The organism is Clostridium sp. Marseille-P299 (genome assembly GCF_900078195.1).
Taxonomy (GTDB): Bacteria; Bacillota; Clostridia; order Lachnospirales; family Lachnospiraceae; genus Lachnoclostridium.
The window spans coordinates 455,684-470,255 of sequence record NZ_FJVE01000006.1; the positions used below are offsets into that span (position 1 = coordinate 455,684).

The 14,572-nt window shown below is 31.9% G+C and carries 16 protein-coding genes; 1 reads left to right on the forward strand and 15 read right to left on the reverse strand.

Annotated elements, in window-relative coordinates; translation table 11 throughout:
• Positions 1–279: 279 nt before the first annotated feature.
• From BN4220_RS06065 to BN4220_RS06120, 12 genes are all read right to left on the reverse strand, one after another.
• The gene (locus BN4220_RS06065; RefSeq protein ID WP_066714728.1) at positions 280–1,116 is read right to left on the reverse strand and encodes a hypothetical protein; all 837 of its coding nucleotides are present in this window, start codon (positions 1,114–1,116) and stop codon (positions 280–282) included.
• Between the two features lie 45 nt (positions 1,117–1,161).
• Entirely contained in the window at positions 1,162–2,157 is a 996-nt protein-coding gene (locus tag BN4220_RS06070; protein WP_066714730.1) for a hypothetical protein, read from the reverse strand.
• Positions 2,158–2,175: 18 nt separating this feature from the next.
• Positions 2,176–3,528: a hypothetical protein gene (locus tag BN4220_RS06075; protein ID WP_066714732.1), complete on the reverse strand. Its 1,353-nt coding sequence runs from the start codon at positions 3,526–3,528 to the stop codon at positions 2,176–2,178.
• Positions 3,529–3,543: 15 nt separating this feature from the next.
• A complete protein-coding gene (locus BN4220_RS06080; RefSeq protein ID WP_066714734.1) occupies positions 3,544–3,990 on the reverse strand; it encodes a hypothetical protein in 447 nt (148 codons plus the stop codon).
• A gap of 10 nt (positions 3,991–4,000) precedes the next feature.
• A complete protein-coding gene (locus tag BN4220_RS06085; RefSeq protein ID WP_066714736.1) occupies positions 4,001–4,462 on the reverse strand; it encodes a hypothetical protein in 462 nt (153 codons plus the stop codon).
• Positions 4,463–4,534: 72 nt separating this feature from the next.
• Entirely contained in the window at positions 4,535–4,939 is a 405-nt protein-coding gene (locus tag BN4220_RS06090; RefSeq protein ID WP_066714740.1) for a hypothetical protein, read from the reverse strand.
• Positions 4,940–4,951: 12 nt separating this feature from the next.
• Entirely contained in the window at positions 4,952–5,407 is a 456-nt protein-coding gene (locus BN4220_RS06095) for a hypothetical protein (RefSeq protein WP_066714741.1), read from the reverse strand.
• Positions 5,408–5,416: 9 nt separating this feature from the next.
• Positions 5,417–5,929: a hypothetical protein gene (locus tag BN4220_RS06100; protein WP_066714742.1), complete on the reverse strand. Its 513-nt coding sequence runs from the start codon at positions 5,927–5,929 to the stop codon at positions 5,417–5,419.
• Positions 5,930–5,995: 66 nt separating this feature from the next.
• Positions 5,996–6,661, reverse strand: coding sequence for a hypothetical protein (locus tag BN4220_RS06105; protein ID WP_066714744.1), 666 nt, complete (start codon positions 6,659–6,661; stop codon positions 5,996–5,998).
• A 35-nt stretch (positions 6,662–6,696) separates the two neighbouring features.
• Positions 6,697–8,712, reverse strand: coding sequence for a hypothetical protein (locus BN4220_RS06110; RefSeq protein WP_066714746.1), 2,016 nt, complete (start codon positions 8,710–8,712; stop codon positions 6,697–6,699).
• Between the two features lie 103 nt (positions 8,713–8,815).
• The gene (locus BN4220_RS06115) at positions 8,816–10,837 is read right to left on the reverse strand and encodes an ATPase, T2SS/T4P/T4SS family (protein WP_066714748.1); all 2,022 of its coding nucleotides are present in this window, start codon (positions 10,835–10,837) and stop codon (positions 8,816–8,818) included.
• A gap of 21 nt (positions 10,838–10,858) precedes the next feature.
• Positions 10,859–11,149 (reverse strand): hypothetical protein, encoded by a 291-nt coding sequence (locus BN4220_RS06120; protein WP_066714750.1) that lies wholly within the window; start codon positions 11,147–11,149, stop codon positions 10,859–10,861.
• A 151-nt stretch (positions 11,150–11,300) separates the two neighbouring features.
• Here BN4220_RS06120 and BN4220_RS06125 point away from each other — a divergent pair, with 151 nt between their 5' ends.
• Positions 11,301–12,491, forward strand: a complete 1,191-nt coding sequence (locus BN4220_RS06125; protein WP_066713149.1) for an IS256 family transposase — start codon at positions 11,301–11,303, stop codon at positions 12,489–12,491.
• A gap of 24 nt (positions 12,492–12,515) precedes the next feature.
• On the opposite strand, the gene BN4220_RS06130 is transcribed toward BN4220_RS06125, so the two are convergent.
• The 3 genes from BN4220_RS06130 to BN4220_RS06140 are packed head-to-tail and all read right to left on the reverse strand — an operon-like array spanning position 12,516 to position 14,561.
• Positions 12,516–13,043 carry a hypothetical protein gene (locus tag BN4220_RS06130; RefSeq protein WP_066714752.1) on the reverse strand — a complete coding sequence of 176 codons (528 nt, stop codon included), beginning with the start codon at positions 13,041–13,043 and terminating at the stop codon, positions 12,516–12,518.
• Positions 13,040–13,666, reverse strand: coding sequence for a hypothetical protein (locus BN4220_RS06135; protein ID WP_066714754.1), 627 nt, complete (start codon positions 13,664–13,666; stop codon positions 13,040–13,042). Before BN4220_RS06135 ends, BN4220_RS06130 begins: the two co-directional genes overlap by 4 nt.
• Positions 13,667–13,715: 49 nt before the next feature.
• Positions 13,716–14,561: a hypothetical protein gene (locus BN4220_RS06140; protein ID WP_148401697.1), complete on the reverse strand. Its 846-nt coding sequence runs from the start codon at positions 14,559–14,561 to the stop codon at positions 13,716–13,718.
• Positions 14,562–14,572 lie beyond the last annotated feature (11 nt).

A 14,572-nucleotide genomic window follows, 5' to 3' on the forward strand; every position in this document is an offset into this window, starting at 1 on the left:
AAATTCTTTTTATAGATCTTTTTTAAATTCTTTTTATAGATCTTTTTTATATATTTTATTTTATAGATTTTTTTGTAGATTTATCATAGATTCTTTTATAGATTCTTTTTCCTTTTTTATAGATTCATATTCATAGATTCTTTTCTATAATACAAGTGGCTAGCATAATGTAACATTACCTTCCAAGGTAACATTCCTACCATACTAACCCCTTTTATTTATATTATTCTTATATTCTTTTATACTTATATTAGCCTTATATATTTATTAATACAAACTTTAATTATTTTTATTCTCCTCTAATTCTTTACCAACGAGTTCGAAATCTTTAATATCATCATATGTCAACCCCTCATTCTCATTTGCTTCATTCTCATCTGCTCCATCATCATTTTCTATCTCTTTTGAAGTAAGTTTAGCAAAAGTAATTGCTCCTATTCCTTCAATATTAACAAAACTCTCATATGACCATTTTGGTGAAACGCTCTTACTTATTTTATCGTATTCTTTATCAAAATAAGTATAACAAGCTTCCTCATATTCATCATCTGACATTCCGTCTGCTTTTTCAACCTGGTCTAAAATTGAATGATAGACTTTCTCTGCAACTGCATTCTCCTTATAAACCTTTAAAATAAGTGCCAAATCAATTCCTATTTCTGCTGTATCAATGTCTTTTAACAAATTACTATATTTTTCGGCATCCGATGAAATTGCTATCAATTCTTCCTCAGATAGAAAAACACCATATTTATCTGCTACCGAATTTAGCATATGAGTCATTTTAATTTGTTCACAAATTTGTCTTCTTGTATATTCTTCAAATGTTAGATACTTATCATCTCCAATTGAGACACTTTCTTTCCAAACATCTTCACCATAAGTTTCCGTAGCCTCCCTAGTAACCGATGCTGCATATATCAAATACTCGCTTATGGATACCGTTTCATTTTCAGCTATATACATAGCAAGATCACTATTAAAAGAAAGCATTACTTCTTCTTTACTCTTATATTTAAAAATGCTAATAAATATAATGCCTAATAGAATAATTCCAATTCCACATATGTTCTTATAAAAACTTTTTCTTTTCAAATTATTAGAATTGCTATTCAACGATTCCTCCTATTTACCTTATTTTCATACTACCAAAATATAAAGTTAATCCAATTCTATCTTAGTTTGAAGATATTTATAGGATGGCACATAACCAGCCAATGCAGCTTCTTCTGTTGAATTATAAAAATTCTCAACATTATCTTGCAAATTCTTCGGTAACTGACCTTCATAGCAATATCGTTGATTCCCATCATAATCAATAAAACCTATGATACGAACTTTTTTAATGGTTTTTAATCCTGCAATTACTGCTTCTTCAACCTTTGCTTCTCCTGAAAAATCAGCTCCTTGGACTAAGATAAGTAAACTTGGGCTAATGATTCCATTAATTCCACTAGATGTTTGTTTTGCTGGTAAATAAATATTGTAGTTACTATCCCCACGTAAAGTACTTACTAAATCAATATTACGAGCAATTGCATTTGTCAACGTTGTATTAATGCTTCGTTTTACCAAATCTCTTGTCAGTAAACCACTGACTGCGGAATCTGCATAATTATTTCCATATAATAATGATAATGTTCCATCGTTATTCTTTGTAGCTTTTATCCACTTTTGAGAATTCAAACTAACTGCTATCTCTCCATTTGGACATTCTACTGTATAAGGTAACTTCATACTCCATTTAAATCCGATTTCTTTTTGAGTACTTTCATCGTATGTACTTGCATCTGATAAAAGTGTTATATAATATCCATCATTGCATGCTAGCAATGCGGTTGGAATGCAGCTTTCAATATAAAGACGATTTTCTTCATTGTCACTCATTCCATAATTTAAACACATCATAGATTCAAAGATTTCAAGGCAATAGGTAGGATTTAAAATAACATCCGACATATTCGTATAAGAAAGATTAACATCTCCAACATTTAATGTTTCCATAAATGCTGCCTCTGCAGAATACGTTATTGCAATGTTTAAGCGATGAGTATCATATTCTTTTTTCATAGTATCTGTTTGTGTATAAAAAATAGACATCATAATCATAATTAACCCCAAGGCTACTATATTAAATATGCCATACCAAGTTTTCAAACAAACGTCCTCTTTTTCTTACTTTATTTTAAAGGTAACTGTTTTTATATTACCCGCATTGTCAAACACCTTTAGAGTATGTGTTCCCTTTTCACTTATACTTGCTCCATTTCTTATTTTATTTCCATCTAGTGTTGCAACTTTTACACCACTTCCACCTTTATCCCAAAACTTGATGATTACATTATCTTTATATGTATTTCCGTCCTTAACACCAGATATGCTTGGACTTATTTTATCAATGTTACTGATCTTAATTCTTTTTAAAATATACTTTTTATTATTATCCTTCACTCGAATTGAGTAGATTCCATTTTTCGTTACGAAAAATTGGCTGTTTTTAATTTCCGAGCAGGTATCTTTATTTATTTTCCAAATCTTTGAGTCATTCACTTTGTTATCTTGTACCTTACCATCTACAAGTAATTCCTCAGTCTTATAAAAATCCGCCAGTACGGATACAACTACATTTTTATTTGTCCATTTTAGAGTGCTTATTTCTGTTCTTACTTCATATGAAATAGCGTCAACTTTAATATTCGTTGCACCAGTTGCACCAGATAATGTTATGTAATACACACCCGGTTCTAACATTTGCGTTAATACATTTTTACCTTCGCCAATGGGATTAAACTTTAAAGATGTAATCTTTTGATTGTCACTATCATATAAGGTGCATAAAGCCTTACTTAAATCCGTATCATCTGTTTTTTCAAAATTGTATGATATTTTAACTTCCGAATACTCTTTAATACTTATTTTATAATAGTCAATGGGTGAGGTTGTACTTAATAATCCTCTTTTAGAGTTACCTAACTTTAATGAATTAGACATTGCATATGATGATTCGTAAATACTCTCATCACTATTAACATCCTCTGCAAGTAAAGCCACACCAAATTTTATTTTATCAATGCTTGATTGATTATTTGAAGAACTCTTTAAGGCAACAAAATGATGTAGATAGTAAGTTCCTGGATCTAAGAAAACTAAAATACTATCTCCTTGCTTTGTAAGTTTTATAGAGTTTCCTATAACATCTAAGCCAGCAATATCCTTTGACAACCAAGCAGTTCCAGACAATTTAACATTCGCTATGGTATCCCAATTAAAATACGCCTTAATTATAGTAGGAGCTGTTATCTTAAATTCTCCAACACCTTGCGTGCTATTATATGTATAAAATTGTGATGTCGCTGGATACAAAACGTTATCAATATCGGGTACATAATGTTTTGTTAAAGAAACCTTTACTTTTGCTTCTGAATCATTAGCGAATACGATGGGCTCTGCTTGTAATAATAAATTGCAAAATATAAAAAGTATCGAAAGTATCGATACTAGATACTTAAATAATTTATTTTGATTCATTCTAACCTCCCTTCTCTATCGAACGACTGCTGCCATTTCAAGTGTATAAAGCCCTTCATCTACTCGTAATATTGATTTTATTAGCCTTCTATAGACAGACATTGAGACCTCTACTAATTTCACTTGCACGGTATCCCTTTGGTTTAATGAATACAAATCATCCACAGATACATTAATTGTTCGAATCTCGCCATCTGTAGTAACTATGGATGTTCGAACTAATCTCTTAACAACTGGTTTTATCACCATCCCATGTGCATTTACTTGTAGAGAAAATTCTGTTAAATCATCCTCTGTAATGCTTCCCTTATCTGTTACCTTATCTAAAAATTGGGTTACATCATTTAATAATAATCTTCGATTTTCCATTTCTGAAATAGAATAGCTATAGATCAATGGTGCTATAATTAACATAAAAAATACTAAAATTAAGCTTACAATTCGTGATAGATGACCTGCCACCGAAAACCTCCTATTCCCTTTTCACCTGATTTACTGCATAAAATTCATCTAAAATACTACCACTATCATTTAATACGTATTGATAATCCATTGTATATTTGATAGAACTTCCATCATCTTTTATAAGATTCCATATCTTTTGACCACTATCAAAGCGATATTCCTTATACCATATCGGCATTTCTATTTGATTTCCTTGAATGAACACTTTTCTAGGGGATGGCATATTTGCATCTTGAATTTGTGAAAGTAATACCACTTGCATTTGTGATAAAGTTCCATCATAATCGCCATATTTACTGATTAAATATCCCTTTGATTTCCCCGTATTTTTATCTTCCATATAATTCTGATTATTTGTATGAACTACCCGATTTGTTTTATATAATGTGTTGACCCCAAGTGTTATCACAAACCCTAACACTAAAATAAGTAGCCCTAAATCTAGATAATCCATTGATTGTTTCGTCATAACAACCTCCAAAATATATTCACTTTATATAGTTCTATTTCATTTCTTTAAAATAAATTAGAATTACTATTTTTAATAAGATACAGAACGAATTGTTAGATCATACAAACTATTACTGGTATCGTATTTTACATAGATTCGAACATTACCTTTTAGATGCCTAGTGATACAAAACGATTCATTGACCGTTTTAATTTCACCATCAGAATCACATATAAAACAAAGAACACTACCAATCGATTTATAGTTATATTCTAATAATGCTAAAACAGTGGCTGCAGGTACGATAATTTCCTGATCATTTAATTCTTTTAGACTTCCACGTTCTGTATTAATTTGAATTTCATTTAGATTATCGATTGCCTTACTTTGAATTTGTTTTCCTAGCAAAACCGACTGAACAACATAAACAATGAGTACGGATAACACAGCCATAAAGGCACCAAATTTTAAAATATCTATAGTTTCCTCTTTCATGCAATGTTCTCCCTATTTTTCATCTATGTAATAATTGATACTTCCATCCCAATTTTCTGAAGTAGTAACAAGAAATTCACTGAACACTTTATCAATAAAAACTATATTCGTTAAATAATCTTGAGACCAAATGATATTACCGTCTTTTCCTTCCTCCCGAAGTTCCTTTGCATGTTCTTTCGTAATCAAATAACTTCTACCATCATTAAGAGTAATATAATAGTCATGGGTTGCATCATATTGAATGATATATGCAATCAAATCCGTTCCAAAAATGTGTTCTGAATATTGAAAAAAATATTTATCGCTTTCAGTTTCTATATATTCTTTTAATGCGTCTTGATCACTCTTTGTTTGGTACATATTTTTCGTTGTATTTGTTAGATAGAAAAAAAATATACATACAATTGAAAACATCGTTATTTGTATGGCCAAATTCAATGATTCTGCTGCTTCTTTATTCCTCAATGATTTCTCCTAATGCTCCTTTTTTAGGAACAATGCAATACCAGTCACTGTTCCCAAGCTACTATTTTGATATGTAGTATAAATTGATGGAGTAACTCCATCATAGACTAAATAAGGATGAAATTCGCTTCTTGAAGATAATAATTTTTGCAAAGATTCTAGGGAATAAATTTCCTGATTAATAGAAGCAATCGTTGCATTTACAATGAACTCTTCTCCAGCATTACTAGTTTTATCGATGTAAATCTCAAAGTCAGTGTTATCGTAATACTTCCTTATTAATTCAATAACTTCATCACCATACAAATGATTTACACAAGCATCACCAATACAATCCCCCTTATCATAATGGTTAAACTCCCTATATTGTCTAATCTCCCGAATCTTACTTACTTGCTCTGTTCTTGTCTCTGCAAATTGATCACGAATATGAAGTGTTTGCACTAAAACAACGAGAAAAGCTGCAAATAAAATATACTCTAATGCTAAGGATATCATTTCAAATGGACTTGTTTGTTCCATACCAACCTCCATTATTAAAATAACAAGTAAGAGTACAAGTTCTCCTACTTGTTACTTGCGAAAAGATTAGTTACCAGTAGAAACTTGTACAAATACAACACCTATTACTTGTCCTGTAGCATCTTTAATAAGATTGGATTGATAACGTGCACCCGATGGGATATATTCCCCCATACCATTCTTTTTCATATTCCCTACTTTACTGTAATATTGTACGTTTGCACCACTTGTATCCAAAGCAAATGTATCGGAACTTACATAATAACCATTGTCTGTATATATAGAATCAGATTCTAATACTGCATTATAGTTAATACACCATAGATCCTTTAGGTTTCCATCACTACCCTCCATTTCTACATTAGTCCCACCATCAGTAACTGTTAAATCTTTTTTTATCTTTCCCCACAAATCATCTGAGGTAGGTAACCCATTTGCTGAGTCTCCTTTATCTAACATCGATCTAGTACACACTAATATTGCAAATTCTTTTCCTTCAAAATTCTGATAAGCAGCCCTTACCGCTGTGCCCAATACAGTTACCTGATCATAGTCTGTGTATTCTGATTGTTCTACTACCATTAGCTGTTTTTGTACTTTTTCGCTCCCATTATTCGTAATTGCTTTTCCTACAGTAAATACTGTAAGCCCTACAACTAAAACAAAGGCAAATGCAAATAAACCTGTCCCAAATTTACTTATCTCAATACTCTCATCATTAAGTCCTGCCATGTTTTTTACTCTCCTTTTTCTTTTTTTAAATTTTGTTATAACCCTTGTAGTGTATTTAATCCACCCATCAAATCTCTCATACCAAGATATAGTAATGGGAACATAAATAATAAAATAACCGTCATTGTAAATCCTATTTTTACAAGTCCTCCTACGTATCTTCTCTTACTATCTATTGATTCTCGTAATATTACATCTCTACTTCGAGCAATATGCTCACGATTCATCTTCAAATCACTAAATGCATCCATAAGTGATAACTCATCCACGGTTAATATTAATTTATTAATAAAGCGTTTAAAATCCGGTATTGGAGTTTTTATCTCCATTTTTAATAGAGCATCCACTGGATTTGCCGCATAAGAATGATAACCACACAAAAACATTTCTTTATGTACTCTGGTTAATTGACTTAGATACTCGATTGCCTCCATCGTATCGCAGTTCATCGACATAAGAATAATCATTAGTGTTTGGATTTGTAAAAATTCTTCCTCCTCCTCTCCTTTTAAAGTTTTTTCTCTACTTTTTAGTGCTTTATTTGGTATGTTCCATGCTGCGATTGCAACTAAAAATGCGATTGGGATGAAGTACCATCGAAAAAACATCTGCTTTAAAAAGGCATACTTTTTTTCAAGGCGACTTTTTTGATCTTGTATCTTAATATCAGATAAGGTTGGCATATAACTTTTAATAAACATGGTAATGTCATCTTCACTAAACACCACACCTATATCGCGTTGTTTTATATATTCATAATCCATGCTAAGTATATCTTCTTCTGAATATCTAGTGTCCATTTCCGTTGCAAGTAAATCCAGTGACTGCGTATTATGAATCATAAAATCATATCCTAATTTTACTCCGCTAATCATTGTTGAAATAAATATTATGAATGCAGCTATTGCATAAGATAATTTTTCTATATAAAATTCTTCTACCGTTTTCTTTGAAAATGCATGGAATAGCCGTCGTGTTATTTTCCGCCGTTTTACATTTTTAGGACACAGATTTTTTAAAAAACGATATAGAAAAGGATAAGTTAAAAGACGCTTAAAAAAAGGTATTCTATCATCTTCTTTTAGCGAAGAAACATTATTGATACGAGCTGTAATTGAAAATGTTACAATACTCGTTAAGATAATTACTACATGAAGAATATATCCAATTGGACCTCGATAAATAACTACGGTCCCTGGCATGTTTGCACTTAGAAAACTTTCAATAATCTTTATACATGGAATAGGAAGTAAACAAAGATATTCAACTTTACCGAATTTCATTCTTTGATAATCCAGTCGTTCTAATTCCTGATTGATATCTGAAGTCATAACAAGCAATGCATCTACAAAAGCACTATTTCCATTCTCGTCCACCTGATCTCCAGTATTGTTTATATGGTAGCAAATTTGGGCTAAGGTTTGTATCGGTTTAAAAGGTGTTAGTTCATAAAATTCCTTTAATCGGAGTGGACCATCTGACGCTATTAACACTCCATATAGTTCATCAAATATTCTCGTTAATCTTTTTCCAACTTCAACATTTATGAATGCTTCCACTACATTATTACATCTTAGATATTCCAGTCTTAAAGATTCAACTGCATATTTCATTTGCGTATACACAATATGATTGGTTTTTGAAATTTTATGTTCAATGATTACCGTAGGTAATAAATATGCTAATACCGAACACAACCCGACACTTACAAAGTCATTGAACAGTAATAGTGCAATAACAATCGTACCAATCACTATGGTAGCTGTTAAAGTAAAATACTTTGAAACCATTGTAAATACTTCTTTTTTTGTATAAACAGACATTTTTTGAAGCTGCCTTGTTATTTGTCTTATATAGGATTTTGCAATTGGAATCTTTTTATATTCAAAATATAGCTTATAAAAGAATAAATCATGCTTAGAATCTGTGTTTCTTTTTTTTATTTTATTCCCATAAATCATAGCGATGAGGCCAAATATCATAACAAGGATAGCACCAATTAAGGCTACTATAGTTCCTTTCGTAAACCCATACATCTCTAATTTTCCCATCTTTATACTCCCATACTGCCTACAGGCAGCTCAAATCATAAGTATAAGCACCATCTGGATTTTTTCAGATAGAAATATCTTATTTACTACTACCTCAACTTATTTATTCCATGTCCATATCATGAAATCCATATTGAAATTCTGCTAAATCATTTGCCTTTTTTAGATAATAAATCGCTTCATTCATATCATCTAAACCGTCTTCATTTAATAATTCATTGAGTTCCTCTTCACTTTTTGATCCTGTATATTTTTCTACACCATAATAATCGTTTACTTCTTTCTTTTTCCAATAGTAATCAATGAAATTAGTAAATTCTTTGCTTTCATTATACGGTAAGGTACTTAATATTTTTTGATATAATACATCACTCATACATTCGTTCACTAAATAGGTATCCGTCTGCTCATCATAAACCAATATGTCTCTTGTCTCAAATGATATACGATCGGTTTGCCGAATATAATATTCTTTTGAAATTTCAGCCATGGAAGCTTGTGGATCAGTAGAATCATAGTCTGGATAAGGAATACCTTCGTCCAATTGAATGATTTCAGTAATTCGTTTAATGTAGCGTTTGCCATCTGCTGTTAGATCTAAATGAATATTCATTTTAACAACTGATGTCACTTGACGCTCGGCTGTTGTCATATTAGAAAAACCACCTGCATTTACAAGAGAATTACGCAAAGTTAAAACTAAATCTTTGGCCTCATTTGCATGATGACTAAATAATGTTGCTAAAGAACCTGTCATTCCTAGCTGTATCATGCGCGCAGCAACTGGGTCAGTGGCTACTTCTCCAATAATCGTAATACCACGATCCGCCTTTTTCAAAGCATCTTGTATATGTTCTGCAGATACATAATCAGTCTCCTGAACTGAGATTATATTTCTATCCGTATATAATTCTCTTAAATACATCTCAGGTGCCATTTCTAACACCCCTAGATTATACCGTCTATCATAAAATGCAATAATACTCTTCATTAAAGTAGTCTTACCACTACCTTGGCGCCCCGTTACTGCGATTGTAATTAAACCTCTCATTAAAAATTCTATTAGTTTAATGCATATCTCTCCACCAGTAACTCCTTTTTTAATAATTAATGCTTCTGGGGTTACATTATCTAAGGTAAACTTTCTTACAAATACAGCCCAGTATTCACCTACTGGTGGCCGAATTGCTAATATACGTGATTTATCAGCCATTGTATTGACAAGGAATCCGCGTTTCGCTGTTAATGGTCCAGGAGAGTTATAACGGATCAATAATTGTATGATTCGTTTTATTTCATCCTCAGTTCCAAAATCTAAAAACTGCAAGTGTATGTACTGCCCTCCATAATATAGCCATAAGGAGTTCGTCGCTTCACTCACTACTTCCTTATTACCATGCGTTCTAATGACTTGCATTGAATCCATGACGGATCCGCTGACACCTAAATTAAAACCATTAATATTCATCTCGGAAATTGTATCAAGCATTCCAAACCCCTTATAGTCTTGAAATAATAGAAGTGCAAGAATATCGTATTTTTCTTCTTTTTCCAGTACGATATATTCAGAATGATAACTTTCTTCTAGATTAGACTTTGTAATATAAAAACTAATATCTCCTTTTTTCCCAATCCCCACTGCAGTTCTTGGCTCATCAAATTTGTATCTTTTCATCCACATACTAAGTGCATTTTTACCAAAAGCTTTCTTATAACGATACATAAGTATTTCAAACATTACTCTTGTGGAAGGCTCGCTTTCATTATCAAGACCAAGAATTTGTTCCACTTTTTCAATGCTAACATTTTCTTTAAGAAAGGTTCTTATAATTCCCTTTAACATTAGTTTAGCACTCTCAATGCCATAACTAGCATTTTTGCAAGCTAAATCGATTTGTGCTTTTCTCTTTTTTGTTTTAATAAACTCTTCATCAGTGCTTGAATCATCTCCATCATCTCGAATTAAATCAACCATATGTGCTTTTATAGCATCTAAAATTTCATCAAATGTCGATAATTCTTCTTCTAAAATCGCTTGTTTCTTCCCTTTTGCAAAGAAATATAAACAAGAACATAAAAAGAATAGTATCATTGCACAAGCAATAATCAGGTTTGTGTTTGACATTCTAACCCCCTTGCCTTTCCATTACGATATTTGCTTTTTCGCTGGCACACCATCCACACTCCTCTCAAACTCTTTACCAAACTCTTTACCAAACTTTTTATCTCTTCTTACTTGCTTAATACTCATAATACTGTTAACAATATTTTTAATATCACTATCAACGTCCACTAAACGATAATCCCTTTTTTTCATAAACTCATACACAGTCACTAATTGGCCTTGGTTTGTTCCCCAAGCTACATAAGGATTATAGGACACTTTTATCCACTTGTTTGCTTTTTTCATTCCAATTCCATGAGCTACATCATCCATATTTCCAATAATACCGTTATATTTATTGACAACGACTATGTTTGGTGATAGTGTAAAATATTTTGTGTAAATAAAAATAGAGAAGTTCCATCTGACATGGTAAAATGTTTAACGACGAAGAAAAACATAACCAAGAAAGAAGGACTTCCCTATGACTAATAATAACAAAAATCAAAAAGAAAATCTAGACTTAAACTCTTTTTTTGAAGAGTATATTCTTGGTCTATTAAAACAAACCATGGAAACCTTGATGAAGGAAGAACTCACTAACATTCTCCAGTACAGTAAATATAGCTACGAAGGACATGGTACTGGCAATTCACGCAACGGATACTATACCCGTAATTATGAAACCAAATACGGTCTGATTGAGAATCTTAAAATTCCTCGTGACCGTAATAATGAGTTTGAACAACAACTCATTCCACCATATGCAAGAAGAGATGATTGGCTAGAAACCATGATCATCCGCATGTATGCAAGTGGAGTATCTACACGTGAAATTGCTAACATCATTGAAAAACTTTATGGAAATTCTTATAGTGCGGCTACAGTAAGTAATATCACTGATGTTGCTCTTGAAGAAATTGAACAGTGGCATAAGCGTCCTCTAAAGAAGAGGTACAGTGTCATTTATATTGATGCTTTACATCTTAAATTAAGAAGAGATACAGTATCAAGTGACGCCGTTTACTTCATTTTAGGTGTCGATGAAGATGGATACCGTGAAGTATTAGACTTCTTTATCGGTGTAAATGAAAGCGCTTATGTTTGGGAGGATAATCTTCGCCAGATAAAAGAACGAGGCGTAGATGAAGTTCTCCTCTTCGTCATGGACGGTCTCTCTGGACTTGACGATGCTGTTCATAGAGTATATCCAAAAGCGGATATTCAACGATGTATTGTCCATAAAGTTCGTAATGCAATTCGTAGTGTTCGTAAGAAAGATATCAACGATTTTACAGCTGATTTAAAAGTTGTATACGAATCTCCAAACCTAGAGCAGTGTAGAGCAGCTTTAGACGAATTTGCTGTTAAATGGAGTAAATCTTATAAACGTGTAGTGGAATCCTGGTTAAATGACGAGGACTTATTCACATACTATAAATACCCTGTTTCTATGCGAAAATCCATCTATACAACGAATTGGATCGAGCGCTTTAATAAAGAAGTACGTCGTCTTGTAAAAACTAAGGATGCACTACCCACAGAAGACGCATGTAGTAAACTCGTTTATTATAAAGTGATTTCTTATAATGAATCATGGTCTACAAGAAAGCTTAGAGGCTTTGCTTGTTCATCAGATAAACTTCAGGATATGTTTACCGAAAGGTACGCATAAACTATTTACACAAAATTATTGACACTACCTGTTTGGTATTTTTTTTATATAATGAAAATATCTTTTTTTATTTTCCTTAAAAGATTTATATTCCGTACTATTTTGAGAAAAAACATATATGATACAGTCACAATATTTTAAAACTGTACGACATTCCTTTGAATCTAATTCTTCTGCATCGATATCAAAAACCGTATAATCATGTGGAAAGCTAGTACATATAAATTCAAGAACATCACAGAAACTTTCAAATTCAATATCATCACTATTAAATGTAAATAGTTCAAAGTTTTCTTTTATACTTTTACAATAATCACTGATGTCATTTTTACGAATTCCACCTTCCCTTATTAGATTCGTTATCTCAATGGGATTGGCAGTCTTATCTTCTGCCTCATCGATATGAAAAAATGAAACAAGAGCGTTGGATTTTGGCTTTGTATGGGTAAGACATACCTTTTTATTACGAGCTGATAATTCATAGGATAATAACGCTGCTATGGTTGTCGTACCATTCTTTGATGTATGTGGTGACATCACAGCTATATTCATTTTTTTGCCTTCCCCCCTTCCCGCAAGGATAACTGAATTCTTTTTCTTGTTAATAATCTAAAAAATTGTTCTTTGCTCATATCTATTTTTCCATTCATTATATTGGCTAATAACTGATTTATTGTCTTATCCTTTAATATTTGTAATTCCTTTTTTTCTTCTGTTTCAACTAAATAGTTATAGTATTCTGGCTTTAAAACAATTACATTTGAGTTTTTTTTCATTGGAATAGAGCTAAAAAATATCTCATGTTGGTTTTTTGGTTTCTCTACCTCATAATGCTCTGACTCTAAAACCTGTTCTGCGTCATAAAGCGTCTTACGATTATAATTATTACAGTGAATCACGATATCGGATTCTGGAAATCTATAGTCCGAATAAACATAAAAAACATGTTTTACATAATCATTACTAAAGTTTTCTTCTTGTAATTCTTCTGGATTTAAATCAAATTTAATATCAACATTTTCAATGCCCCCAAAATCAATCCTCCCCTGATATAAATTTTTCAAATTACTATCATCTGTATAGACTAACGTTTTCCCATCAATGGAACAAGCCCTGATCAAAGGAAGAGCCAGGATTCTCTTATCAACTCTTCCTACCATAGAAACCACCGCCATTTTCCTTCCTCCTTCTGTTGTTTAGAAATTAATATTAGTATGAATTACATTAACTACTTTTGTTGTTTTTCTCTCTGGCAGCTTCCTTTTCTTTTTCCTTTTGTAATTTTTCATATGATTCAGAAGCTTTAGAGAACTTTTGGCTAATTGTTTGTTTTCCAGAAGTAACAGTCTTTGCAATATCAACTTTATCAGAGCTCATAAGCTGCTCTTCTAGCTGTTCCCTTACCACTAAAATATTACTATAGTCTTCCGTATCAATATTGGGGTCTTTTATCATTGTTAGTAAAACCTCTAAATTCACTGGATAATAGATCCTTGCTGCATCCTGAACTCCCGCAGCAATATATTGTGCCCCATAAATCTTCGTGGATTTATATGTAGCTAAATCTGTTTTCATTGATTCATATCGATAAAAATCCTCCTGATTTACAATAAGCTTTACTACTGAATCATTAATTTCTGCTACTTGCTTATGTGATAAAGAGATGTAATCTTGCCCAAGAGGAAAGGAAATACGAACGTCAATATAATCCCCAACTTCTAAACCAATTGGAATCTCATCAAAAACAACATCCATATATCTCATATCATTTGTTAACTCATAGTCTACAAACATATCGCTAGTAAGCATAGTTCCTACTTTTAAATCAAGTAAATAATATCGTCCAATAATATCTTCTAGATCATAAATATTTGTTTTTGCACATACTTCAGTGAGCACTTCCACTGCTTCTAATTCATAATCATTGCATGCATTTCCAGCTTTTACATCACTTGATAGACGATAAACAATACTTGTCTCCTCCACAGTATTCAATTGTTCTTTTAGTGATGTTATTTCTAAATTCTTTTCTTCCAATGTGGTATGATAATAGTATATTAAAGCCAACATACCCCCTCCAA